Source organism: Staphylococcus haemolyticus (genome assembly GCF_006094395.1).
Taxonomy (GTDB): Bacteria; Bacillota; Bacilli; order Staphylococcales; family Staphylococcaceae; genus Staphylococcus; species Staphylococcus haemolyticus.
This window is the reverse complement of the sequence record NZ_CP035291.1, coordinates 1329082-1355217: the sequence shown is the minus strand read 5'-3', so window position 1 is coordinate 1355217 and position 26136 is coordinate 1329082. Positions and strand designations below refer to the sequence as shown.

Annotated in this window: 27 protein-coding genes and 1 pseudogene; 4 read left to right on the top strand and 24 right to left on the bottom strand. The window is 31.8% G+C overall.

The window, feature by feature from the left end:
- Position 1 precedes the first annotated feature (1 nt).
- The 3 genes from EQ029_RS06585 to EQ029_RS06575 form a co-directional block, all read right to left on the bottom strand.
- A complete protein-coding gene (locus EQ029_RS06585) occupies positions 2-997 on the bottom strand; it encodes a LacI family DNA-binding transcriptional regulator (RefSeq protein ID WP_029376657.1) in 996 nt (331 codons plus the stop codon).
- 176 nt (positions 998-1173) lie between these two features.
- Entirely contained in the window at positions 1174-2580 is a 1407-nt protein-coding gene (gene gndA, locus EQ029_RS06580; protein WP_011275702.1) for an NADP-dependent phosphogluconate dehydrogenase, read from the bottom strand.
- Positions 2581-2653: 73 nt separating this feature from the next.
- Positions 2654-3781 carry a M20/M25/M40 family metallo-hydrolase gene (locus tag EQ029_RS06575; RefSeq protein ID WP_011275701.1) on the bottom strand — a complete coding sequence of 376 codons (1128 nt, stop codon included), beginning with the start codon at positions 3779-3781 and terminating at the stop codon, positions 2654-2656.
- 158 nt (positions 3782-3939) lie between these two features.
- On the opposite strand from EQ029_RS06575, the gene prli42 reads away from it, so the two are divergent.
- The gene (gene prli42, locus EQ029_RS12570) at positions 3940-4035 is read left to right on the top strand and encodes a stressosome-associated protein Prli42 (protein WP_011275700.1); all 96 of its coding nucleotides are present in this window, start codon (positions 3940-3942) and stop codon (positions 4033-4035) included.
- Between the two features lie 20 nt (positions 4036-4055).
- Here prli42 and EQ029_RS06570 read toward each other — a convergent pair.
- From EQ029_RS06570 to EQ029_RS06485, 18 genes and pseudogenes are all read right to left on the bottom strand, one after another.
- Positions 4056-4553: pseudogene (locus EQ029_RS06570) on the bottom strand (transposase); the annotation flags it as partial.
- Positions 4554-4963: 410 nt separating this feature from the next.
- Entirely contained in the window at positions 4964-5941 is a 978-nt protein-coding gene (locus tag EQ029_RS06565; protein ID WP_011275698.1) for an aromatic acid exporter family protein, read from the bottom strand.
- Positions 5942-5953: 12 nt separating this feature from the next.
- The gene (gene brxB / locus EQ029_RS06560; protein WP_011275697.1) at positions 5954-6391 is read right to left on the bottom strand and encodes a bacilliredoxin BrxB; all 438 of its coding nucleotides are present in this window, start codon (positions 6389-6391) and stop codon (positions 5954-5956) included.
- A gap of 102 nt (positions 6392-6493) precedes the next feature.
- On the bottom strand, positions 6494-7822 hold the full coding sequence (locus tag EQ029_RS06555) for a dihydrolipoamide acetyltransferase family protein (protein WP_011275696.1): 1329 nt from the start codon (positions 7820-7822) through the stop codon (positions 6494-6496).
- Positions 7823-7834: 12 nt separating this feature from the next.
- Positions 7835-8818 (bottom strand): alpha-ketoacid dehydrogenase subunit beta, encoded by a 984-nt coding sequence (locus EQ029_RS06550; RefSeq protein WP_011275695.1) that lies wholly within the window; start codon positions 8816-8818, stop codon positions 7835-7837.
- Positions 8811-9812 (bottom strand): thiamine pyrophosphate-dependent dehydrogenase E1 component subunit alpha, encoded by a 1002-nt coding sequence (locus EQ029_RS06545; RefSeq protein WP_011275694.1) that lies wholly within the window; start codon positions 9810-9812, stop codon positions 8811-8813. The genes EQ029_RS06550 and EQ029_RS06545 overlap by 8 nt, the downstream gene beginning before the upstream one ends.
- Positions 9813-9829: 17 nt before the next feature.
- On the bottom strand, positions 9830-11254 hold the full coding sequence (gene lpdA, locus EQ029_RS06540; RefSeq protein ID WP_011275693.1) for a dihydrolipoyl dehydrogenase: 1425 nt from the start codon (positions 11252-11254) through the stop codon (positions 9830-9832).
- 176 nt (positions 11255-11430) lie between these two features.
- Positions 11431-13116, bottom strand: coding sequence for a DNA repair protein RecN (recN, locus tag EQ029_RS06535; protein WP_057504818.1), 1686 nt, complete (start codon positions 13114-13116; stop codon positions 11431-11433).
- A 15-nt stretch (positions 13117-13131) separates the two neighbouring features.
- Positions 13132-13584 carry a transcriptional regulator AhrC/ArgR gene (gene ahrC, locus EQ029_RS06530; protein WP_011275691.1) on the bottom strand — a complete coding sequence of 151 codons (453 nt, stop codon included), beginning with the start codon at positions 13582-13584 and terminating at the stop codon, positions 13132-13134.
- Positions 13585-13880: 296 nt separating this feature from the next.
- Positions 13881-14762: a polyprenyl synthetase family protein gene (locus tag EQ029_RS06525; RefSeq protein WP_011275690.1), complete on the bottom strand. Its 882-nt coding sequence runs from the start codon at positions 14760-14762 to the stop codon at positions 13881-13883.
- A complete protein-coding gene (locus EQ029_RS06520) occupies positions 14740-14970 on the bottom strand; it encodes an exodeoxyribonuclease VII small subunit (RefSeq protein WP_011275689.1) in 231 nt (76 codons plus the stop codon). The genes EQ029_RS06525 and EQ029_RS06520 overlap by 23 nt, the downstream gene beginning before the upstream one ends.
- Positions 14963-16300, bottom strand: a complete 1338-nt coding sequence (xseA, locus tag EQ029_RS06515; protein WP_037558207.1) for an exodeoxyribonuclease VII large subunit — start codon at positions 16298-16300, stop codon at positions 14963-14965. Before xseA ends, EQ029_RS06520 begins: the two co-directional genes overlap by 8 nt.
- Before the next feature lie 18 nt (positions 16301-16318).
- Positions 16319-16705 carry a transcription antitermination factor NusB gene (gene nusB, locus EQ029_RS06510; protein WP_011275687.1) on the bottom strand — a complete coding sequence of 129 codons (387 nt, stop codon included), beginning with the start codon at positions 16703-16705 and terminating at the stop codon, positions 16319-16321.
- 31 nt (positions 16706-16736) lie between these two features.
- The gene (locus EQ029_RS06505) at positions 16737-17096 is read right to left on the bottom strand and encodes an Asp23/Gls24 family envelope stress response protein (protein WP_011275686.1); all 360 of its coding nucleotides are present in this window, start codon (positions 17094-17096) and stop codon (positions 16737-16739) included.
- 13 nt (positions 17097-17109) lie between these two features.
- Entirely contained in the window at positions 17110-18465 is a 1356-nt protein-coding gene (accC, locus tag EQ029_RS06500; RefSeq protein ID WP_011275685.1) for an acetyl-CoA carboxylase biotin carboxylase subunit, read from the bottom strand.
- Positions 18465-18950 (bottom strand): acetyl-CoA carboxylase biotin carboxyl carrier protein, encoded by a 486-nt coding sequence (gene accB / locus EQ029_RS06495; RefSeq protein ID WP_011275684.1) that lies wholly within the window; start codon positions 18948-18950, stop codon positions 18465-18467. The genes accC and accB overlap by 1 nt, the downstream gene beginning before the upstream one ends.
- 216 nt (positions 18951-19166) lie before the next feature.
- Positions 19167-19724: an elongation factor P gene (gene efp / locus EQ029_RS06490; RefSeq protein WP_011275683.1), complete on the bottom strand. Its 558-nt coding sequence runs from the start codon at positions 19722-19724 to the stop codon at positions 19167-19169.
- A gap of 27 nt (positions 19725-19751) precedes the next feature.
- A complete protein-coding gene (locus EQ029_RS06485) occupies positions 19752-20810 on the bottom strand; it encodes a M24 family metallopeptidase (protein ID WP_011275682.1) in 1059 nt (352 codons plus the stop codon).
- Between the two features lie 103 nt (positions 20811-20913).
- Here EQ029_RS06485 and EQ029_RS06480 point away from each other — a divergent pair, with 103 nt between their 5' ends.
- Both EQ029_RS06480 and EQ029_RS06475 read left to right on the top strand, forming a co-directional pair.
- Positions 20914-21495 carry a putative periplasmic lipoprotein gene (locus EQ029_RS06480; protein ID WP_011275681.1) on the top strand — a complete coding sequence of 194 codons (582 nt, stop codon included), beginning with the start codon at positions 20914-20916 and terminating at the stop codon, positions 21493-21495.
- 14 nt (positions 21496-21509) lie between these two features.
- Positions 21510-21725 carry an SA1362 family protein gene (locus tag EQ029_RS06475; RefSeq protein WP_011275680.1) on the top strand — a complete coding sequence of 72 codons (216 nt, stop codon included), beginning with the start codon at positions 21510-21512 and terminating at the stop codon, positions 21723-21725.
- Between the two features lie 43 nt (positions 21726-21768).
- Here EQ029_RS06475 and EQ029_RS06470 read toward each other — a convergent pair whose 3' ends face one another.
- Complete coding sequence (locus tag EQ029_RS06470; protein WP_011275679.1) at positions 21769-22599, bottom strand: lipoate--protein ligase family protein; 831 nt, start codon at positions 22597-22599, stop codon at positions 21769-21771.
- A 151-nt stretch (positions 22600-22750) separates the two neighbouring features.
- Between EQ029_RS06470 and EQ029_RS06465 the strand changes: the two genes are divergently transcribed.
- Positions 22751-23137, top strand: a complete 387-nt coding sequence (locus EQ029_RS06465; RefSeq protein ID WP_011275678.1) for a rhodanese-like domain-containing protein — start codon at positions 22751-22753, stop codon at positions 23135-23137.
- Between the two features lie 176 nt (positions 23138-23313).
- On the opposite strand, the gene gcvPB is transcribed toward EQ029_RS06465, so the two are convergent.
- Entirely contained in the window at positions 23314-24792 is a 1479-nt protein-coding gene (gene gcvPB, locus EQ029_RS06460; protein ID WP_037536554.1) for an aminomethyl-transferring glycine dehydrogenase subunit GcvPB, read from the bottom strand.
- Positions 24779-26131 carry an aminomethyl-transferring glycine dehydrogenase subunit GcvPA gene (gcvPA, locus tag EQ029_RS06455; RefSeq protein WP_037558205.1) on the bottom strand — a complete coding sequence of 451 codons (1353 nt, stop codon included), beginning with the start codon at positions 26129-26131 and terminating at the stop codon, positions 24779-24781. The genes gcvPB and gcvPA overlap by 14 nt, the downstream gene beginning before the upstream one ends.
- Between the last annotated feature and the right edge of the window lie 5 nt (positions 26132-26136).

The window sequence follows — 26136 nt, the reverse complement described above, 5'->3', positions numbered from 1 at the left end:
TTTATATTTTTGTAGTTGATACCCTTTCAACTATTTGTGTTGAAATCAATTTTTCTCTAAAAGAAATAGTTTCATTTCTTAATACATCAATGATTGTATTCCCTGCTGTGAAGCCTAATACATCTGGGTTAATGTTTACGCTTGTTTGAGATGGTGTTGCATTTTCAGTGAGAAAAGATGTATTAAACGTGGCAGTTTGTATATCCTCTGGAATGCGTAGTTGATATTCATAAAGCACATTTAATAATTGCATATTTAACATAACATCAGACGTTATAATCACTGAAGGCATATGACTAGCATCAATACAATATTGCTTTATAAAATCACGTAAATCATTCATGGACTTTATTACGACACAGTCATTTGAAATTTTAACGTCGTCGCAGTATTGTTTAAATCCTACTGATCTGTCTTCTGTAACTGCATAATGTCCAGATTCTTGTAAAAATAATATATGTCGGTGTCCTAAATGATATAAATATTGTGTTAATTGATAAGCTGCATCGATATTATCATTATCAATATGTATTATATTTTCGTAGTTCAAAGATTTCCCAACTATAAGATAAGGAACTTTAAACTCATTAAGTAGGTGCTCAATAGGATCATCTTTCAGTGAATATAAAAGAATAAATCCATCCACACTTTTAGATTGAATCATTGTTTTTACTTCATGATATAAGTCCCCGCTATTTTCCGACACAGTCATTCTAGTTGAATAGCCTCTTACATTACATGCCTGATTAATACCATTAAGAACATCACTATTAAATGGATTTTGACGTATTTCAGGGGCGGAACTTTTCTGTATTAATCCAATGGTCAATGTTTTATTTGTTATTAATGTTCTTGCAGCTTGATTAGGTATGTATCCTAATTTGGACATAGCTGCTTTGACTTTATTTGAAGTTGACTCACTAATTTTCGCATTGTTCCGTATCACCCTCGATACTGTTGATGTAGCTACATTTGCCTCTTTGGCAACATCTTTAATTGTAACCGTTGCATATCACCTCAATCTTAAAACTTTAGTAAACGCTTTCAATTAACTTATATTTTCATGGTATAGAATTCATATTAGGAAGTCAATCATTTAATGCAATCGTTTGCATAATTTTTTAAAAAAGAAGTAAACCATTGAATTGGTTTACTTCTGTAACTAGTATGCGATTACTCTTCAACCCATTGAGTATGGAAGATACCTTCTTTATCTTTACGTTCATACGTATGTGCACCGAAATAGTCACGTTGTGCTTGAATTAAGTTCGCTGGTAAATTTTCAGAGCGGTAACTATCATAGTAGTTTACGCTGGCAGAGAATCCAGGTGTTGGTACGCCGTTACGTACACCTGTTGCTACTACATCTCTCAATGCATCTTGATATTCTGTAACAATACCTTTGAAATAAGGATCTAATAAAAGGTTTTGTAATTCTGAGTTGTTATCATAAGCGTCTTTAATTTTTTGTAAGAATTGAGCACGAATAATACAACCTTCACGCCATATCATTGCTAAATCGCCTAATTTTAAATTCCATTCATTTTCTTCACTAGCTTTACGCATTTGCGCAAATCCTTGTGCGTATGAACAAATTTTACTCATATATAAAGCTTTACGGATTTTTTCTAAGAATTCCTCTTTATTACCAGTAAATTCTGCTTTAGGACCGTTTAATTCCTTAGAAGCATTCACACGTTCTTGTTTAATTGATGAAATGAAACGAGCAAATACTGATTCAGTAATAATCGTTAAAGGAATACCTAATTCTAAGGCATTGATAGAAGTCCATTTACCTGTACCTTTTTGACCCGCAGTGTCTAAAATCTTTTCGACAAGTGCTTCATTGTCATCATCTAATTTAGTAAAGATATCACCAGTGATTTCAATTAAATAACTTTCTAACTCACCAGCATTCCATTCTTTAAATGTCTTAGAAATGTCTTCATGTGACATACCTAATAAATCTTTCATCATCGCATAGCTCTCTGCAATAAGTTGCATATCTGCATATTCAATGCCATTATGAACCATTTTAACGTAATGTCCAGCACCATTTGGTCCAATATATTCTACACATGATGCACCATCTTTTGCTTTAGCAGCAATTGCATCTAATATATCGCTCACTTTATTATAAGCTGCTTCTTGACCACCTGGCATTAATGAAGGACCAGTAAGGGCACCTACTTCACCACCAGATACACCCATGCCAATAAAGTTAATACCACTTTCAGCTAAGGCTTTATTACGACGGATAGTATCTTGATAATTAGTGTTACCACCATCAATTAAAATGTCATCATCGTCTAACAATGGAAGTAAACTGTCAATTGTTGCATCTGTTGCAGGACCTGCTTTAACCATTAATAAAATTTTACGTGGTTTTTCTAATGAATTAACAAATTCTTCCAAAGAATATGTTGGGTGGATTTGTTTACCTTTAGATTCATTAACCATTTCATCTGTTTTTTCGCTTGAACGGTTATATACAGAAACGCTATAACCGCGTGATTCAATATTCCAAGCGAGGTTTTTACCCATTACTGCTAAACCTACTACACCTATTTGTTGAGTCATATTACTTACCTCTCTCATTCAATTTTTCAATAGTATTGTATCATAAAACTTGAAAGTACTTCACTAAACTAAATTACGATTTAGCTACTAAGTCAATAATTTTGACAATTTGTTTAGCCAATTGATTAAGTGAATTTACTGAAATACGTTCAGATGTCGTGTGAATATGTTCGTAGCCCACACCTAAAATGACTGTAGGGATTCCAAATGTATTAATAATACTGCCATCTGAGCCGCCTCCAGCAATAACAGTATCCCCTGCTAATCCAAGTTCTCTAGCACTATTGATAGCAAATTGAGTTACTTTGTCATCATTTTCTAATTTAAAACCAGGGTAGCTCTTCTCAATGATAACTTTTGCTTCACCACCTAATTCTTGTGCGGTAGTCTCGAATGTTTCCTTCATATGAATAACTTGTTGTTCAATACTTTGATTATCATGTGAGCGTGCCTCAGCTTCTAAAACTACTTCATCAGCAACGATATTTGTAGCAGAGCCGCCATGAAATTTACCTATATTAGCAGTAGTATAGTCATCAATTTGTCCTAACTTCATGCGACTAATAGCTTTTGCAGCAATGTTTATTGCACTAATTCCTTCTGAAGGTGTACTAGCATGAGCTGTTTTCCCTAAAATAGTCGTGTTTATGACCATTTGAGTTGGTGCTCCTACTACTGTTGTGCCAACGGGTTGACTAGCATCAACTGCATAACCAAACTCAGCGTCAATGTATGTTGAATCTAGTTCTTTAACCCCTTTAAGACCAGATTCCTCACCAACAGTAATTATAAATTGGATTTGGCCATGTGGAATTTCATTTTCATTAAGATATTGAATGGTTTCAATTATTGCTGCTAATCCCGCCTTATCATCAGCACCTAGAATGGTACTACCATCAGAATAAATATAACCATCCTCTTTAATTTGAGGTTTAATATTTATTCCAGGTACAACAGTGTCCATGTGACTTGTGAAGTAAATTTTAGACACATCTTCTTTCGCACTAGTGGCTGGTAAAGTACAGATAAGATTATTAGCACCTAACCATGACTTTTCTGATGCATGATCTTCAGTTACATTTAAACCTAGTTCTTCAAATTTCTTTTTTAAAATGGGTTGAATGACTTCCTCATGTCCTGTTTCAGAATTTATTTGGACTAATTCTAAAAATGTTTCAAGTAATCGTTGACTGTTTATCATTATGACAAAACCCCTTTCTCATTTGATTTCTATTTTAACTAATTTTCTACAATATCAAAAATAAATTGATTGCCATTTGTATAAAAATCATTTATGGTTAATTTATATATTAAGTAAAGTGTATTATGTAAGTGTTTTTAAATAAGGAGCGTTAAATAGTGAATAATAAAGTATTAAGAATTATAATAATTGTAATGTTGATTGCAATTGTTGCAGCATTACTACTCACAAGTTTAGTGCCACTAATGCATTAATCTTCGCAATAAAAAAGAGTTCAGGACATAAATTTCCAGGATAAGTAAATAAAGACAATTTCTATTGGAATTATATAGAAATTGTCTTTTTTATAATGTTTTTGATTAATTTCAGCTCGTTGAGCTGCTACTTTTCTTATAGTAAGTGCCATTAGCGCAAATCCTAGTTTTCTTTTGGTTTTATTTATCCCTCGAACGGAAATTCGAGGGAAACCCCAAATAGCTTTCATAAATCTAAAAAAAGGCTCCACATCAATTTTTCTTTGACTGTAGTTGGTTTTTGTTATTGGTTCTGAAAGCTTTTTATTAATTTGGGCTTTAAAATATTCCCAATTATAGTCCTTCATTATTTTTTTATTTGTTTTTAAATTGAAGTTCATACATTGTTGTTTCAGCGGACATTCTGAACAATCATCACATTCATATAATTTAAAGTCTCGTTTAAAAACATTCTTATCATGGCGATAGGCATATCTTTTGAATCCTATTCTTTTATTGTTCGGACAATTGAATTCATCGAATTCGGTCTCAGGGATTGTTTCAACAATATCATTTACATTTCTTGAAATATCATTTGTTGAGATAAGAACTGAAGTTTCCATAGGTAGAGTAAGTTGAGTCATGTTATAATCTTTATACATAAGCCACCTCGTTAATTTAGTTTAGTGAAGTTTATTAAATTATACGAAAGTGCCTTATTTTTTAAAGTATTTGAATGTAAAATTACATATAAATACAAAGTATTTTGGCGAGACTCTTGAGGAAACAGGACAAGCTGAAGACTACAGGCTGAAGCTGTCCCCTAAGAAAGCGAGCCAACAATACGAAGTATTGTAAATAAAGAAGCCAGTAAATGAATTTATAAAAACTCATTTACTGGCTATTTTGCTAGGAATTATGTACTAGCCTCTTTTTATTTAAGTACTAATTATATTTCATTGTGTAATCGTAGTGATCCAAATTGAGATTTAATGTTTAAATACTCTTCTAGTTCATTTAATATTTGCATCATACTTGAACGTGATTTTAAAGATTGATGAGATTTAGGAAGTGGTAATTCGTCTAGTGATAAACGGATTTCATACAGTGAATGTAATCGTAAAGCAGTATAATCATTACTATTTACGTTATTACCAATTTCTGACATTAAATGAGATACATCAGTCAATAATGGGTCATCGACAGTGACTTGATTTAATAACGGTTTAATTCTACGCAATAATTCAAGTTGTTCTTGTCTCATATCAAAATAGTGATAATATGAATTTTCATTTCTAATAAAATGATTTTTAACATCTCTAAATGCGATAGATTTGGCCTTTCGAATGTCTAATTGAAGTTTTTCGAAAGATAAAGTAAAATCATTATTATAATTTGAGCAAGCTTCGCTATATGTCATAAAGATTTCTTTAAAGCCTTTTTCTATATCTTTCTTAAAAGAAACTAATGTTTTGTCTAAACTTGGCATAATTAAATTCATAATGAATGCGATTCCTAATCCAATAGTTAATAAGAGTAATTCATTAATGATTAAATGTAAATTAATCGTTGTTGCATTGAAAACATGTAATAATATAACACAACTAGTTACAACACCCTCTTGAACTTTCAACATAACAGTTATCGGAATAAATAATAATACAATCAATCCCAAAACAAGCGCATTCTGACCTAATAAGCTAAAAACCAATGAACCAAACAGTAGAATTAGTATACAAGATACAAATCTTGATACGATAGCTTGTACTGAGTGAACTTTAGTATGTTTAATACATAATACAATGAGGATAGCACTTGATGCATAATTATCAAGCCCTATCCATTTAGCTAAAATAACACCTAATGTGATACCTACTGCTGTTTTAAGCGTTCTAAATCCAATCTTATAAGGATTTAACTTTAACATTAGTAAATCCTCTTATCTTTCGTCGCAATATTTATCAAATAGGCCTTGTAACTGATTAATAACATCCATTACATCATGGCCTTCAATTTGATGACGTTCAATCATTTCAGTGATTTTACCATCTTTAATTAATGCAAATGATGGACTTGAAGGTGCATAACCCTCAAAATAGTCTCTAGCCTGTTGCGTAGCCTCTTTATCTTGTCCAGCAAATACTGTAACAAGTCTATCAGGTAGTTTATCATAGTGTAACGCATGTGATGCTGCTGGACGTGCAATTCCTCCCGCACATCCACAAACTGAATTAACCATTACTAATGAAGTTCCATTTTGTTGTAATACTTTGTCAACTTCATCTGCAGTTGTTAACTGTTCATATCCCGCATTTTCAATTTCATTACGAGCTTGTTCAACCACGCCATTCATATATAAATCAAAATTTAAATCCATTTAAATCACCTTTCAATCTTTTATTTATTCAATGCTATTCTACTAAATATAAGTGTTAGAGTTCAAATAGCTTGTCCAGGGAATATGATATATCATTTTAAACTAGTAAATACTTGTATTTTCTATTGTGAATTGTTCAATACGTTCTTTAACTTGAGACATGAAGCGCCCTGTTTGAACACCATCAAGTATTCTATGATCAATCGAAATACACAAATTAACCATGCTTCTAATTGCAATCATATCATCAATAACGACTGGTTTTTTTACAATAGATTCTACTTGTAAAATCGCTGCTTGTGGATGATTTATAATTCCCATTGATGAAACGGACCCAAATGTACCGGTATTATTAACAGTAAATGTTCCACCAGACATATCTTCTTGTGATAATTGTTTATTTCTTGCTTTAAGTGCTAGTTCATTTATCTCTCGAGCAATCCCTTTGATTGATTTTTCATCAGCGTGTTTAATAACAGGCACATATAATTTATCTTCATCTGCTACAGCAATTGAAATATTAATATCTTTATGAAGAATAATTTCTTCTCCATCCCAACTACTATTTAATAGTGGGTTTGATTTTAATGCTTCAGCAACAGCTTTTACAAAGAATGCAAAGAAAGTTAAATTATAACCTTCGTTCTCTTTGAACGAATTTTTATGATGATTTCTAGTTTTTACTAAGTTAGTTGCATCTACTTCAAGCATCATCCAACCATGAGGGATTTCAGTTACACTTGTCACCATGTTTTGAGCTATTGCTTTACGAACACCTTTGACTGGTATAGATTGACCAATCTGACTCTGAGTAGAATACACGTTGGATTTCGTATGTTCAAAATTAGATTGTGAATTGTTATTTATTTTCGGTTTCTGATGACTTGAATTAATATAATTTTCAATATCTTTTTTAGTCACACGTCCTTCGAAACCCGTGCCAGGAACTGATGATAAATCAATATCATTTTCAGATGCAATTTTAAAAACTACTGGTGAATATCGACCGTTATTAAGTAATGATGCTTGTGTATGTGCATTTGATTTAACAGAATGACTTACTTCTTTATCAGAAGTATTTTTTGAAGCTGATGCTGACGTTTCGACTGTTAAAGTATCATTACCATTTATATTTAAATCTGTTGAATCCTTAACGGTTTCAATATCGGTATTTTTAGTGTTGGTAGAATTATCTGTTTCAGAAGTTTCAATTTTACAAATAACATGATCTATTTGAACTGTTTCACCTTCTGAAACTAAAATTTCAGTGATAGTACCAGATACAGTTGAAGGTACTTCAGCAGTTACTTTATCAGTAATTACCTCACATAAGGGTTCATATTCATCAACATAGTCACCAACTGAAATAAGCCATTGCTCAATAGTACCTTCATGAACACTTTCGCCTAGTTTTGGCATTTTTATATCCATAACTTTTCCTCCTTAAAATTGTGCAAGTTCTCGCATTTTTTCTAAGATTTTATCAGGATTCATCATAACTTCATTTTCAAGATTAGGAGAAAATGGCATTGAAGGAACATCTGGTCCTGCTAATCTCATAATAGGTGCATCAAGTTCAAATAAACAGTTTTCAGCTATGATAGCAGAGACTTCTGACATGACACTGCCCTCAAGATTATCTTCAGTTATTAATAAAATCTTGCCATTCATTTTAGCACGTTCAATAATTGTTTCTTTATCTAGAGGATAAACAGTTCTCAAATCAACTATTTCAACACTAATACCATCTGCTGCTAAAATATCAGCAGCTTGCATACAATAATTTACACACAATCCATATGTAAATACAGTTATGTCCTTCCCTTCACGTTTTACATCAGCTTTTCCGAGAGGAACTGTATAATAATCTTCTGGCACTTCTTCTTTCAAGAAGCGATATGCTTTTTTATGTTCAAAGAATAATACTGGATCGTTTGACTCAATAGAGGATAATAATAATCCTTTAGCATCATAAGGGGATGAAGGTATGACAATAGTTAACCCCGGTGTAGACGCAAAGATGCTCTCGATACTTTGAGAATGATATAAACCACCATGTACCCCACCACCAAAGGGTGCTCTGATTGTGATAGGACATTGCCAGTCATTATTTGAACGATAGCGCATTTTAGCTGCTTCACTAATAATTTGATTAACTGCAGGAAGTATAAAATCTGCGAATTGAATTTCTGCAATTGGTCGTTTACCAATCATTGCTGCTCCAATAGCAGTTCCTACAATATTAGATTCAGCCAAAGGTGTATCTATTACTCTTTCAACACCATATTTGTCTTGAAGACCTCTAGTTGCACCAAAAACGCCACCTTTACGTCCTACATCTTCACCTAATATAAATACGTTATTATCATGTTCCATGGCTAGGTCTTGCGCTTGTTGTATTGCTTCAATATAACTCATTTTACTCATTGCCCATACCTCCTTCTGGATCATAAACAAATTGATATGTTTCTTCTACAGATGGATATGGCGCTTTTTCTGCATCTTTAGTGGCTTTATTAATAATTTCTTTATGCTCTTGCTCTATATTGTCTAACCATTCTTGATTAATAATCTCTTTTTCTAATAAATAATCTTTAAACTTAAGATTACAATCATAAGTTTTTAATGCTTCTCTTTCTTCTTTCGTACGATATGTATCATCATCATCTGAAGAATGTGGCGTCATACGATGTGTGATAGCTTCAATTAGAGTGGCACCCTCACCATTTAGTGCACGTTCTCTAGCTTCTTTCATAGCTTTATACATTGCTATCGGATCATCCCCATCTACTGTCTCACCATATATGCCATATCCTAAGGCTCTATCAGAAAGTTTTTCTGCAGCGTATTGTAAAGTATTAGGCACAGATATCGCATATTTATTATTGATGATGACACAAACAAATGGTAATTTATGAACGCCTGCAAAGTTTAAACCCTCATGAAAATCTCCTTGATTTGAACTTCCCTCTCCGACAGTTGCCGTAGCAATATTTGGTTTTTTATCCATTTTTAAAGCTAATGCAGCTCCAACTGAGTGTGGTATTTGTGTAGCAACTGGAGAACTTTGTGATAATATGCCCTTTTCACGATGACTAAAGTGGGAAGGCATTTGTTTTCCTCCGGAATTAATATCATCTTTTTTTCCAAATGAAGCTAGCATTGTATCATATGGGGAAATCCCCATAAAAGTAACAAATGCTAAATCTCTATAATATGGAGATGAAATATCTCCTTCTTTCATAGCGTAAGCCATTCCTATTTGAGTAGCCTCTTGTCCTTGTCCACTAACAACAAATGGAATTTTACCAGCGCGGTTTAATAACCATAATCGTTCATCTACTTTTCTACCTAAATCCATCCATTTATAGATTTCTTTAAGGTCTTCTTCTGAAAGTCCGACAGATTTATAATCAATCATCTTTTATGTTCCTCCTGTTAAACGTGTATTGCTCTATTTTCTACTTTCAATCCCAATTCCATAAGTACTTCTGATATAGAAGGATGTGCATGTGTTGTCAGACCTAACTCAATTGCTGAACCATTCATAAATTGCAATAATGAGGCTTCGTTGATTAATTCAGTAACCTGAGGGCCTATCATATTAATACCGATAATTTCATTAGTTTCATCATTAATTATCATTTCACAAAATCCTCTATCATTAGTAGTTTCCTCTATTACTGCTTTACCAATTGCATTAAAGCTTACTTTAAATGATTTGGTCTTAATGTTTTTGGCTTCGGCTGATTCTTTATTATAACCAATTGAAGCAACTTCTGGGTGTGTATATATGCATTTCGGCATCTTGTCATAATTTAGAGGTAGTCCATTGCCATTAAACATGTGTTCAACAGCAAGTATTGCCTCTTTAGAAGATACATGTGCTAATTGAAGCTTACCTATGCAATCACCTGCAGCATAAATATGCTTATCTTCGGTTTGTAAAAAGTCATTAACAAGTATATTACCATTATCATCAGTTTTAATTTTAGTATTATTTAATCCTATATCATCAGTATTAGGCTTGCGACCAATTGATACTAAAACTTTTTCAACTTCTATAGTTTTATCTTTATTTACTTGAATAGTTACAGAATTAGAGTTGACTTTAACTGCAGATTCATTTAATGCGCAATTTTCATAGAACGTTACTCCTCTTGCTATAAGTGATGTTTTTAGAAAATTTGCAATTTGAGCACTCTCATTAGGCAAGATTCGTTCACCAGCCTCTATCACACTAACATTTACACCTAAGTCAATTAATAAAGAAGCAAATTCAAGACCTATCACTCCACCGCCAATGATTGCTATGCTTGCAGGTAAATCAGTGAGTTGCAATATGTCATTACTAGATAGAACTGTATTGTGATTGAAAGGCAAGAATGGTAATTGAGTTGGTAGTGAACCTGTAGCTATCAGTACATTCTGATTAGGTAATAATTCAGATTCTACATTATCATATTCAACTGAAATGGTACCACTTTGAGGTGAGAAAATAGATGTCCCCATAATTCTACCTGTGCCATTAAATATATCTATGTGATTTTTCTGCATTAAACTTTCAATACCTTGATGCATTTGATTAACAATTTTGTCTTTACGTTTCATCATGGATTTTAAGTCAAATGAATATTGACCAACATTCACTCCGAAATGAACTGAATCTTTAACTGTTCTTAAAACTTCAGCAGATTTTAATAAAGCTTTTGTAGGAATACATCCTTTGTGAAGACAAGTGCCACCTAACAAAGATTTCTCTACTATAGCTACTTTATTACCTAATTGAGATGCTCGAATTGCCGCTACATAACCAGCGGTTCCTCCACCTAAGATGACTAGGTCATATTGATTTTCACTCATAATTTTACTCCTAACTTGCTTTGCGATTGGATTTAATAACGTTAATGTGTAAGTGACTTTAAATTTTAAATGCATTTAGTAACTTAATGAGTAGGTTACATATAAAATTAAAATATTCATTTTATAATGTTAATAATTATTTTACAGCAAAAATAATTATTAATAAATTCAATGAATTACTTACTACTTTTTCTTTGATTTTGGCTAATCATTTCTTTTGCATTTTCTCTAGTTAATTCAGTAACACTAGCACCAGAAATCATTCGTGCGATTTCATCAATTTTATCATCATTTTCTAATTCTTTAACTTGAGTTGTTGTGCGATCATCATTGGATGCTTTACTAATTAATAAATGATGATCACTCATAGATGCAACTTGTGGTAAGTGCGAAATACATATTACTTGAATATATTCAGCTATATCTCTCATTTTTTCAGCCATTTTTTGAGCAGCTTGTCCTGACACTCCTGAATCTACCTCATCAAATAAAATTGCAGTTTGTCCCCTTGATTGTACAAAAATACTTTTTAAAGCGAGCATAATACGAGATAGTTCACCGCCAGATGCAATTTTATTTAAACTTTTGAGTGGTTCACCTTTATTCGGACTGATTAAAAACTCTACAAATTCTATACCATCAATTGTTGGTTTATCTAATAATTGGAATGAGATTTCTAAATTAGCATCTTTCATTTGTAAATTTTGTATTTCAGAAACGATACGGTCTCTTAATGTTCGAGCTACTGTGCGACGCTCTTTAGATAACAATTTGCCTTTTGACATCACTTCATCATATAATTGACTAATTTCCTCACGTAATTGTGATGTACTTTCTTCATAATTTTCGATTTTGTCTATTTCATTTTGAAGCTTATCTTTGTAAGTAATTAATTCATTAATGTCTTTGCCATATTTCCTTTTAAGATTGTTTAATAAATTCATTCGAGATTCTAGCTCATTTAGCATTTGCTCATCAAATTCAGTGTTTGACATTTCATCATATAACTCGTGCTTAGCATCTTCAAGCGTGTAATAAAATTGATCAATATCCTCTTTTAATTTACTAAATTTATCAGGCAAAATATCATCTATGGATTGTAAATGATTACTTAATTCATATAGTCTATCTGTAATTGCATGCTCATCAGTCAAAGTGACATGCGCATTATTAAGCGCCATGCTTAGTTTTTCGGAATTTTGAATTCTACGTATATCGACTTCTAATTGCTCAATTTCGCCCTCTTTTAAAGAAGCTTCTTCTAATTCTTCATATTGAAATTTCATTAAATCCAAACGTTGAAGTAATGCTTGGTCGGCAGACTCTAATTCTTCTAATTCCTTTGTTTTACTTTTATACTGATTAAACACATTTTTATATTTTTCTTTAGTTGATAAATACTTGTCTTCTGCATAATCATCTAATAATTTTAAATGATACTTTTGTTTAAGAAGTGTCTGTGTTTCATGTTGACCATGAATATCTAATAGTTCTTGCATAACTTTTCGCAAATCTTGAAGCGTAACAATTTGATTATTCAACCTACAAATACTTTTACCAGTGCTAAATATTTCTCTTTTTACTAATAAGAAGTCCTCGTCGATCTCTATATCAAGGTTATGAAGTATATGAATAACATCTTTACTTTCATCTATATCAAATATGCCTTCAATAATCGCTTTCTTTTCACCATGTCGAACATAATCTGATGATGCACGCATTCCAATTAACTGGCCAATCGCATCTATGATGATTGATTTACCTGAACCCGTTTCACCACTTAGAACTGTTAATCCATCTGAAAAATGAATTTCTAATTCATCAATAATTGCAAATTGTTTTATTGATAAGGTTTGTAACATGAATTCATCGCATCCTTATAATAAATTGAAAATTCTTGTTTTAATTGTATTACTTGCGTCTTCATCTTTACAAATTAAAAGGCAAGTATCATCACCACATATAGTACCGAGAACTTCATCCCAATCGATTTGGTCTAAAATAGCGCCGATAGATTGAGCGTTACCAGGTAAGGTTTTTAACACAAGTAGATTACCTGTACCTTCTATATTTACAAATGAGTCCATGAGATAACGACCCAATTTTTCTAATGGATGGTATTTTCGATCATTAGGCAAGCTATATACATACTGACCTGATGGTGCAGGAACTTTGATTAATTGTAATTCTTTAATATCACGTGATACGGTAGCTTGCGTAACATTAAGGTCGTATTCATTAAGACGTTTTACTAGTTCGTCTTGAGTTTCTATTTGTTCGCTTGAGATAATTTCTCTAATCTTTATGTGTCTCACAGATTTTTTTGCCATTATGAACACTCCTAGTTTCGAATAATTATACAATGATTTTAACACATCATTTTTTTTACTACTACTATTGTTATTATGCATACGTAACTGATAACTCAATAATCGTAAATTGTTTTATTTAAATACTAATAGGTACAATTAGTTAATTTGTATTGTAAAAATGTATAAACAAATAAATAAATATGTAAATTAAAATTATGATATAAATGTATTGCCTCAATTTAAAATAGTGTACTAAAACACCCTTCAACGCCAGTTTTTAAACAGTAGCTTTGAAGGGTTAATACTAATGATAATTAATGATCACGTGTGTAGAAAAGCTCAACGATATCTAATAGAGGTTTAATATCATAGTGTGAAGAAAGTTGTTCTATTGATTTTATGGCAGCATCTTTATGGAAATTTAATTTATCTTCAGCTCCATCTTTACCTAATAAAGAAACATACGTACTTTTGTGATTTTCGATGTCACTACCAACTTTTTTTCCTAATTTAGATTCATCACCATATACGTCGAGCAAATCATCTTTAATTTGGAACATCAAACCCATATGATTACTAAAATCTTCAAGAGCTTGTGATGTAGACTTATCTACTTTAGCAATATCAGCTGCACTTAATACTGCGAATTGAAGTAATGCTCCTGTTTTAGCTTTATGTATCTGTTCAAGCGTATCCAAATCAACAGGTTTATCTTCACTTTGCATGTCTAATGTTTGTCCTCCGACCATGCCTAAGTGACCACTATTATGCGCTAATCTGGAAAGTATTTTAACTTTAACGTCAGATTCTAATAATTCATCATCAGCAATGATTTCAAATGCCTTAGTTAGTAGTGCATCACCTGCTAAAATAGCTTTCCATTCACCATAGACTTTGTGATTGGTAAGTTTACCACGACGGTAATCATCATTATCCATCGCAGGAAGATCATCATGAATTAAAGAATACGTGTGAATCATTTCCAATGCCAATGCAGTTTTTTTACCTTTTTTATAATCTTGATTTAATACATCTAATGTTAAAAATACAAGAAGTGGTCTTATTCTTTTACCACCCGCATTGAGAGAATATTGCATACTTTCTTCTAGATTCGTATTTAGTGGTGAAGTTTCGATTACACCGTCAAGAGCGCTATTAATTTGATTAATTAATTCATTCATTGACTTCTTTGCCATTTTCTTCATCCTCTGCTTCATCTTTAATAAGTTGATTGACTTTCTTTTCAGCATCTTTAAGTGTTGCATCACATGTTGCTGAAAGTTTCATACCACGTTGATATAACTCTAATGATTCTTCTAATGATACAGTCTCATTATCTAACTTTTGAACGATATTTTCTAATTCTTGCATCATTTCTTCAAAACTTTGTTGATCTTTACTCATGTTCACACCTAACCTTTTTAACGATGGCATCTACGTTACCATCTTTCATTGCTAATGTAATTTCATCATCTTTACTTAAATCCTGTGTACTTGTAATGACTTTATCATCTTTATTAATAATAGAATAGCCTCTCAACATAGTATTAGTAGGACTTAAATTATTTAATAGTTCAACTTTATTTTTGAGCTCTAATTTATTATTATGAATGTTTTTCATTGTTAGATTTGATAAACGATTTTTAACATTCATTAGTTGCCTTTTATTTTGTAATATAGTTTGATTTAATGTTTTTACATTAAAATTCTGATGAAGAACTTTTAATTGATATTTTTTATTCTCAATTTTGGATAATAATAATTGAGTTAGTTGTCTTTCTAAGTCATCTTTGCGTTGTATCTGTTGATCGTATAATAATGAGGGTTGTTTAAACTTATAATAAGATGCTAAATGATCTAGTTGTTTATATTGTTTTTCAAGATACTGTTTAATATACCTTGATAATGAAAATTGGTATTGCTTAATTTGTTGCATCAATTCATACTGATCTGGAGTCGCCATAACTGCAGCTTGTGTTGGTGTTGCTGCTCTGACATCTGCTACGAAATCACTGAGAGTAAAATCGGTTTCATGTCCAACAGCTGAAATAATGGGTGTTTGACACTCAAAAATCGCTTTAACAACATCTTCTTCATTAAAGTTCCATAAATCTTCTATAGATCCACCACCACGGCCTACAATAATAGTATCAACGCCAAGTGAATCAGCATATTTAATATTTTTTATAATATCCTCTTTGGCTTGTGTACCTTGTACTAAAGTACTTATTTGGATTTTTTCGGCCAAAGGATATCTACTATTTATTGTAGATTGAATATCTCTAATTGCGGCACCAGTACTAGCAGTTAAGATTGCGATTTTTTTAGGGAATCGAGGAATAGGCTTTTTATGTTCATTATTAAAAAAGCCTTCTTTTTTTAATTTTTGCTTTAATTGTTCTAACTTTTGATACAAGTTCCCTATACCATCTAATTCCATTTTATTCACATAAATTTGATAATTTCCACGTCGTTCATATACTGAAACACGTGCTTCTAAAAGGACTTCATCACCTTCTTTTGGCTCAAAAGTAAGCTGGTTCGCATTACCTTTAAACATCATTGCACTTATCACACTATCCTTATCTTTAACGTTGAAATAAAGATGTCCACTTGAATGTTTTTTAAAGTTAGAAAGCTCACCTTTTAGTAAGATAGATTGCAAATGTGGGTCCTGATCAAATTTATATTTAATATATTTCGTTAAAGTTGTAACGCTTAAGTATTCAGACATTGTCATCACTCAAATTAATTATTTTATGTTACTCAACACACCATTTATAAATTTATAATGCTCATCGTCGCTAAATTGCTTTGCTAATTCTACAGCTTCATTAATGATTACTTTTGGTGGTGTATCACTATGCAATAATTCAAATGTAGCCATTCGTAATATTATTCGGTCTGTTTTTAATAAACGTTGAAGTGACCAATCTTTAAGATGTGGCTTAATAGTATCATCTAGAACTGGCTCATGATCTTTAACACCTGTTACTAACCAATGTATAAAATCAAAGTCTAATTCAGGCTCATCATCTTTTATGAAATTAATGGCTTCATTGATTGTTAATTCTGTGTCTTTCATTTCTAACTGAAACAAAGTTTGAAATGCTTGCATTCTTGATTCTTTACGACTCATAAATAACTCCTTGTTAAATGTAATCTATATATTATTCGACAGTAATATGCATGATGTGAACGTTAATTTCTTTTGGCTCAATAGCAGTCATTGTTTTAATTGAGTTGAAAATAGATGTTTGAATTTTACTTGCAAATTTTGAAATATTTATACCGTGCTTAATAGAGCAATATACATCAATTTGAATGCCATCTTCTTTAACATCAATTTTTAAATTTCTATTGAGGTTTTTACGACTTATTTTTTCAATGTTACTATTTTTCAATTCTGAAAAATGTCCAGTTACCCCTTCTACCTCTGAAACAGCTATACTTGCAACTACAGAAATAACTTCAGGTGCAATTTCAATTTTACCTAAGTTTGAATTTGAATAATCTGCTACTTTAACCATTTGGTTTAACCTCCTACTCCTCGTCATCCATAATATTATATTGTTCTAAGAAGTTAGTATTAAAAGATCCACTTCTAAATATATCATTATTCATAAGTTTTAAATGGAAAGGAATTGTTGTATCGATTCCTAAAATTAAATACTCACTTAATGCTCTAAGACCAGTCATAATTGCTTCATCACGCGTTGGTTCATGAACAATGAGTTTAGCTACCATAGAATCATAATATGGAGGAATTGTATAATTTGTATAACAAGCTGATTCAATTCTTACACCATATCCGCCTGGAGCTAGGTATTGTGTGATTTTACCAGGAGATGGCATGAAGTTCTTATATGGATTTTCAGCATTTATACGGTATTCTATTGCATGACCATTGATAGTAATATCTTCTTGAGTGTATGGGAGTGCTTCACCCATCGCAACTTTTAGTTGTAATTTTACTAAATCAATGCCAGTAACCATTTCAGTGACAGGATGTTCAACTTGAATACGTGTATTCATTTCCATAAAATAAAATTGATTATCATTTAAATCATATATAAATTCAATAGTACCTGCATTTTCATAATTAACTGCTTTTGCAGCTCTTATAGCTGCATTACCCATCTCTTCACGTTGTTCATCAGATAAAATAGGAGATGGAGATTCTTCGACTAACTTTTGCATGCGTCTTTGAATCGTACAATCTCTTTCTCCGAGATGAATGACATTTCCATGTTGATCTCCAATAATTTGAATTTCAATGTGACGGAAGTTCTCAATAAATTTTTCAAGGTAAAGACCGCCATTACCAAAAGCAGTTTCTGCTTCTTGTTGAGTCATACGATAGCCATTCTCAAGCTCTTTCTCTGTTCTAGCCACTCGTATACCTTTTCCACCACCACCTGCAGTAGCTTTAATAATTACTGGATATCCAATTTCTTTAGCAATTTGTTTTGCATCCGAAATGGTTGTAACTAGCCCATCACTACCTGGAACAACTGGGACATTAGCTGCAATCATTTCTGCTTTTGCAATGTCTTTGATGCCCATTTTTTGGATAGACTCATAGCTAGGACCGATAAATTTCAATTGGCATGCTTCACACAGCTCTGCAAAATCACCATTCTCAGCTAAAAAGCCATAACCTGGATGAATACCATCACAACCAGTTGAAGTCGCAATTGATAATATATTTGGAATGTTCAAATAAGAATCTTTAGACTGAGTTGGACCAACGCAATATGCTTCATCAGCAATTTGAGTATGTAACGCGTCTTTGTCTCCCTCAGAATAAATGGCAACAGTTTGTATGCCTAAATCATGACAAGCTCTAATGATTCTAACCGCAATTTCTCCACGATTAGCGATTAAGATTTTTTTCATTATTTCACCTTAAATAACGGTTGGCCATACTCTACCATTTGTCCGTCTTCTACTAATATTTCAACTATTTCTCCAGAAACTTCAGCTTGTATTTCATTAAATAATTTCATTGCTTCTAAGATGCACACTGTAGATTCATTGGTAACTTTATCTCCGACTTGAACATATGCATCTTCTTCTGGAGATGGCGATTTATAAAATGTACCCACCATAGGTGCATTGATTGTTTGATATGATGAATCATCTTTATCGATTTGATCATTATTTTGTGGAACAGGTGATTCTGTTGCACTTTGATTTGGTGTTGCCATCGTTGATGTTGCTGGTGCTAATGGTGCTTGTTGTGTATATTGTGGTGTGATTATTTCTGTCTCTTTCTGTTTTTTTAGGTTGACTACACTACCTTTGTTATCTTCAATATTAATTTCAGTTAAACTTGATTGATCAAGAATTTCGATTAATTCTTTTATTTCTTTAAAATTCATAAGTTACTGACTCCTCGAATTAGTTTTCATCTACCAATCTATTTTACTTGACTGAACTTGCCAATTCAAGCATGTGTCATTTTAGGGAATTACATCTTACTATTTAATGCTTATTATTATTGATAAATGGACTTTTGTAATTTATATAAAATAATGATTTAGATATTAAAAAAAGTCTTTCCAATTAGTAATTAGAAAGACTTTAGCTACTGTTAACTAAGCTCTTGAGATATAGCTTCCGTCGCTAGTGTTGATAACTAATACATCACCTTCATTAACGAATAAAGGTACATTTAAAGTATAACCTGTTTCAACTGTAGCTGATTTAGTTGCTCCAGTGGCAGTATCACCTTTGATACCTGGCTCAGTTTCAGTAACTTCTAATTCAACAGTTTTAGGTAGTTCAACTCCGATTGTTTCACCTTCATATGATTGGATTTGAACTTCCATGTTAGCTTTTAAATATTTTAATTCATCTTTTAAATAATCAGCTGATAATTCAGTTTGATCAAACGTCTCATTATCCATGAATACATGATTATCTCCATCAGCATATAAATATTGCATACGACGATTTTCAATCATTGCTTGTTCAACTTTTTCCCCAGCTCTAAATGTCTTCTCTTGAATTGCACCTGTTCTTAAATTACGTAATTTAGAACGTACAAATGCAGAACCTTTACCTGGTTTTACATGTTGGAAATCGATAACTTTCCAAATGCCATTATCTACTGAAATTGTTAAACCTGTTTTAAAATCATTAACCGAAATCATTCAGTTTCCTCCTCAAATATGCGCTTTCTATAAAATAATAAGGTCTTTTGTACATTTAGTAAAGACTTCACAACCATTTTCAGTTATTAAAATATCATCTTCTATACGTACGCCACCAAGACCATCAACATAAATACCTGGTTCAATAGTAACACAATTATTTACTTGTATTATACCCTTTGCATTTTTAGATAATAATGGTCCTTCATGAATGTCTAATCCAATTCCATGTCCAAGAGAGTGACCGAATGCCTCCCGATAACCATGAGATTCAATATAGTCTCTTGATAACGCGTCAGCCTCAGCTACAGTCATTCCAGCTTTTATTTCGTTGATTGCTTTAATTTGGGAATTGAGAACAATGTTATAAATATCTTTCATCTTAGAGTCAGGTTCCCCTATAGCAAATGTTCTTGTTATATCAGAGCAATATCCTCTATAGTATGCCCCAAAATCAAGCGTAATCATATCGCCTTGCTCTATGACTTTATCACTTGCTACACCATGAGGTAAAGCGCCTCTATAACCAGATGCTACAATTGTGTCAAATGAAGGGCCATCTGCGCCTAATTCTAACATTTTAGCTTCTAATTTACTTTTTAATTCTCTTTCAGTCATTCCAACCTTTGCAATATCTAATACATAGTTATATGTATCATCAACTATTTTAGCAGCGTATTTAATCTTTTCTATCTCTTCGGGTGTCTTTATTTCTCTGATTTTTTCAATCTCATTTCCAATAGAGATTAATTTAGCTTTCGATTGATCTAATGTTTGGTATGTATCATAACTCACTAAGTGTCCTTCAAAACCAACATGATTAAATTGTTCATGATTAATAATTTCTACAATCGCTTCAATTAAACCACCACTGCGTTTGATGATGTTAAATTTAGTTGCTTGATTAGTTGCTTGTTCAATATATCGAAAATCAGTAATTAATTGATAGTTATTTTTTGAAATTATTAATGCACCACTTGTACCAGTGAAATCTGATAAATATCTACGATTATAATCTGATAAAATAACTAAAGCATCCAATTGTTGAACATCTAGTAAGTCTTGAACTTTTGCTAATTTATTCATACAAATCACTCCTAGTATAACGTTTGTACATTTGCTCTATTTACATTAAAATAATAGCATAATTATTTTAGAAATAAAGAGATTTTGGTTTAGGGAGATTTTAATGAAAAAATTAATCGTTATTATTGGAGCTTCATGTTTATTGGTTGGTTGTGGCTCTCAAAATTTAGGACCATTGGAAGATAAGACAACCAAATTAAGAGATCAAAACCATAACTTGAAGTTAGATATTCAACAGCTAAATCAAGATATAAGTAATCAAAAAGCACAAGTTGAGGCTCTTAATAAAGATAAAAAAAATGTTTCCAAAACAGTTGATAATAATAAAGAAGCTAAATTTTTAGATGCTTCGTCTAAATATTATCAAGATATTACTAAAGTTATTAGTAATTATAATCAGTTGGATTTGTCTAAAAATAAGAAAGAAGACAAAAAGCAAAATCTTGAAAAATTAAATACTATTGCTAATGGTATTGATGATGCTTATGGTAAGTATAAGGGTGCCGTGACTAAAAAAGATTTATCTAGTGCAAATAAAAATGAAGATAAAAATATTAGACAAATTAACAAAGAGTTACAATCGGCATTTAAAGATATTAAGAGCGGATATGAAAATAATAATACGAATAAGTTGAATAAAGGCAAGACTAAACTATCTCAAGTGAACATGTCTAACAATTCATAATAGGAGTTTTTGATTTGAAAAATATATTGTTTTATTTAGTAATTTTAATTGCTGCAATTGGCTTGATTTTGAATTTAAATGTATTTATGATGTCTTTTGCTAAAACGATTTTCACCTTTTTAATCATTGCGTTAATTATTTATTTAATATACTATTTCTTTTTCTTAACTGAAGATCAACGTAAATATAGAAGAGCAGCAAGAAAATATAAAAAGAGAAATAGAAAATAAAAAAAATCATAGGATGACCAAATATTAGCCATCCTATGATTTTTTATTTTTTATATAACCATTCATCAGAACGATATTTTTCTTCTAATTCTTTTACTTCTTTTATTTGTTCATCTGATAAAGTAAGTGGTTTGAATTCTATGTTTAACCCCTTTTTAAATCCTTCTTCAAATGCTTTTTCCATTTCTTCAATTGATATATGTCTATCAGAAATATCATTAATCGCTACAGCTTTATCAACAAACGCTTTTTTCATCTTATCTTTTAGACGATCATTTTTAAAAATGAACATATCGAAAAGCTCATCAACGTTAACATCTTGTAATAAGGAACCATGTTGTAAAATAACGCCTTTTTGTCTAGTTTGAGCGCTTCCTGCAATTTTTCTACCTTCAACAACTAATTCATACCAACTAGGTGCATCAAAACAAACAGCACTTCGAGGTTGTTTTAATTTTTCTCGTTCTTCTTTGGAACGTGGAATCGCAAAATATGCTTCAAAACCTAATAATTTAAATCCTTCAAGTAATCCTTCTGAAATGACACGATATGCTTCAGTTACGGTAGAAGGCATATTAGGATGTTCTTCCGAAACAATAACACTATATGTTAATTCTTTATCATGAAGAACCCCTCTACCACCAGTTTGTCTTCTTACTAATCCAAATCCTTTTTCATTAACTTTATCAATGTCAATTTCTTTCTTTAATCTTTGAAAATACCCTACAGATAACGTTGCAGGATTCCAAGTGTAAAATCTGACAACAGGGTCAATTTCCCCTCTTGATACGAAGTTTAAGAGTGCTTCATCCATTGCCATATTATAATATGGATCATGGCTTCCTGTATTTATAAAATTCCATGTCTCTGTCATAAAATAATCTCCAATCACAACATATAATTATCTATAGAAAAATATTAAATTTTACATATAAATCTTTGATAAAAATAGCCAATAAAAAATTTTGATAAATTTAGCTAACAGCCTTATAATTATAATATCGGTTAATTAGGGAGGATGCAATATGAATGTATCTTTGATTATAGCTTTAGCTATTATAGTCATAATTATTTTATATATGCTTGGAAATTGGTTTATGAATAAACGAGCAGTCACTGAACTTGAGCAGAATGAATTTCACAAAGGTTTAAGAAAAGCTCAAGTGATTGATGTTCGTGAGAAAGTAGACTATGATTACGGACATATTAATGGCGCTCGTAACATTCCAATATCAATGTTTAGTCAAAGATATCAAGGTTTACGTAAAGATCAACCTATTTATCTTTGTGATGCAAACGGTGTCGCAGGGTATCGTGCAGCACGTATCCTTAAAAAAAATGGCTATAAAGATATTTATATGTTAAAAGGTGGATACAAAAAATGGACAGGTAAGATTAAAACTAAAAAATAATCTCTTGTCTGCTTACTAACTCTTAAAGATGTTCTTTAAGAGTTTTTTAATTATTTATGTGAAAATCATTTAGAAACGTTTTCTAAAAATAGAATAAACATAAAATATTTCACTTAAGTTTAAAATAGGGAAGACCCTGTAATCAATTAAATTGGTTACAGGGTCAAAGTTTTAAATTATTCTTTTTCTTCATGTAGATTATCAAATTTTAAAACAGGTTTACGCGCTGCGGTAGTTTCATCTAATCTATCAATTATTGTACTATGTGGTGCTTCTAATACTTTATCTGGATCATTTTTAGCTTCTTCAGCAATTTGAATCATAGCATCGATAAAGTAATCTAACGTTTCTTTAGATTCTGTTTCAGTTGGTTCAATCATCATACCTTCCTCAACGTTAAGTGGGAAATAAATTGTTGGTGGATGAACACCAAAGTCTAATAAACGTTTTGCCATATCTAAGGTACGGACTCCATGTTCTTTTTGTTTAGAACCACTTAATACGAATTCATGTTTACAATATTGCTCATATGGAATTTCATAGTGGTCTTTTAAGCTAGCTTTAATATAATTAGCATTAAGAACTGCTGCTTCAGAAACCTCTCTTAAACCTTCAGCACCCATAGTTCTTATATATGTGTATGCTCTTAAGTAAATACCAAAATTACCGTAGAATGGTTTTACACGTCCAATTGAGTTTTTAATATCATTATCGTATTTAAAAGTATCTCCATCTTTGATTACCATTGGTTTTGGTAAATAACTAGCTAATTCTTTTTTTACACCAACTGGACCTGAACCTGGACCACCGCCACCGTGAGGACCAGTGAATGTTTTGTGTAAGTTTAAATGAACCGCATCAAATCCCATATCTCCAGGACGTACTTTATCCATAATGGCATTTAAGTTTGCACCGTCATAGTATAATAATCCGCCTGCTTCATGTACAATTTCACGGATTTCCATGATGTTTTTCTCGAAAATACCTAAAGTGTTAGGATTAGTTAACATAATTGCAGCAGTATTTTCATTAACAACGCGTTTTAAGTCTTCAATATCAACTTCACCACGTTCATTTGATTTAACTGTAACAGCTTTAAAACCAGCAAACGACGCAGATGCAGGGTTTGTACCATGAGCTGAGTCAGGAACAATAACTTCATCACGATGACCTTCACCATTATCTAAGTGATACGCTTTGAAAATCATTAAAGCAGTCCACTCACCATGAGCACCTGCAGCTGGTTGTAATGTAACTTCATCCATACCAGTAATTTCTTTAAGTTCTTCTTGTAAACTATACACAATTTCTAAAGAACCTTGAACTTGCTCTTCTTCTTGTAAAGGATGTGACTCTGCAAATCCAGGTATGCGAGCAACTTTTTCATTGATTTTAGGATTATATTTCATAGTACATGATCCGAGTGGATAAAACCCTGAATCTACACCAAAGTTTTTATTTGATAATTCAGTATAATGACGAACTAAATCTAATTCTGCAACTTCAGGAAACTCTGCTTTATTTTTACGAATAAATTTATCATCAAGAATACTTTCAACTGAATCTGTTTTTATATCGCTTTGAGGTAATGAGTATGCATATCTACCTTCTCTAGATCTTTCAAAAATTAATGGACTTGACTTACTTACTACCATTTAGCTCACCAGCTTTCTTAACAAATGTATCAATTTCATCTTTAGTTCTTAATTCAGTAACAGCAATTAACATATGATTTTCGAAATCTGCTGAGGCTTCACCTAAATCAAAGCCTCCAATAAATCCATGTTCTGCTAATTTTTTATTTATATCTTTGATTGGTTGATCGAATTTGACAACAAATTCATTGAATGAAGTACCATCAAGCACTTCAAAACCATTGTCTTTAAATTGATTTTTAGCATAATTTGCGTGTTCTAAGTTTTGAACTGCAATGTCGTAAATACCTTGTTTACCAAGAGCTGACATAGCAATTGATGATGCAAGTGCGTTTAATGCTTGGTTTGAACAGATATTAGAAGTGGCTTTATCACGACGAATATGTTGTTCACGGGCTTGTAAAGTTAGAACGAATCCACGGTTACCTTCATCATCTTGTGTTTGTCCTACTAATCTACCAGGCACTTTACGCATTAATTTTTTTGTAGTTGCGAAATAACCACAGTGTGGTCCACCAAATTGTGTTGGTATACCAAATGGTTGTGTGTCTCCTACTACAATATCAGCACCAAATGAACCTGGAGGTGTCAATAGGCCTAATGCTAATGGATTAGCATAAACGATAAATAATGCTTTTTTGCCTTCAATAAATGATTGGATTTTTTCTAAGTCTTCCACTGAACCATAGAAGTTAGGATATTGAACTGCTACTGCAGCAGTTTCATCGTCTACAGCCTGTTCTAATTTTTCTAAGTCTGTAATTGTTCCATCTAAATCAACTTCAACAATTTCAAATTCTTCTCTAACTTTAACGTAAGTTTTTAACACTTGAAGTGCTTGATAATGAAGACCTTTAGATACTACAATTTTATTTTTCTTAGTATGATTGAATGCTAAGATACAAGCTTCAGCAAAACTAGTAATACCATCATACATAGATGAGTTAGCTACATCCATATCTGTTAATTCACAAATCAATGTTTGGAATTCAAAAATCGCTTGTAATTCACCTTGTGAAATTTCTGGTTGATACGGTGTATATGCTGTATAGAATTCAGAACGTGAAATCATTGCATCTACAATAGCTGGAGCATAATGGTCATAAACGCCAGCACCTAGGAAAGATGCATGAGTTTCTTTAGTTACGTTTTTATTTGCAACTGTATTAAGTCTTCTTAATAAAGAAGTTTCAGCTTCACCACTAGCAATATTTAAATCTCTATTTAATAAAATATCTTTAGGCACATCTCCGAACAATTCATTAATTGAACTTGCGCCAATTTTATCTAGCATTTCTTTTTTATCTTTTTCAGTTAATGGTATATAACGATGACTCACAATAC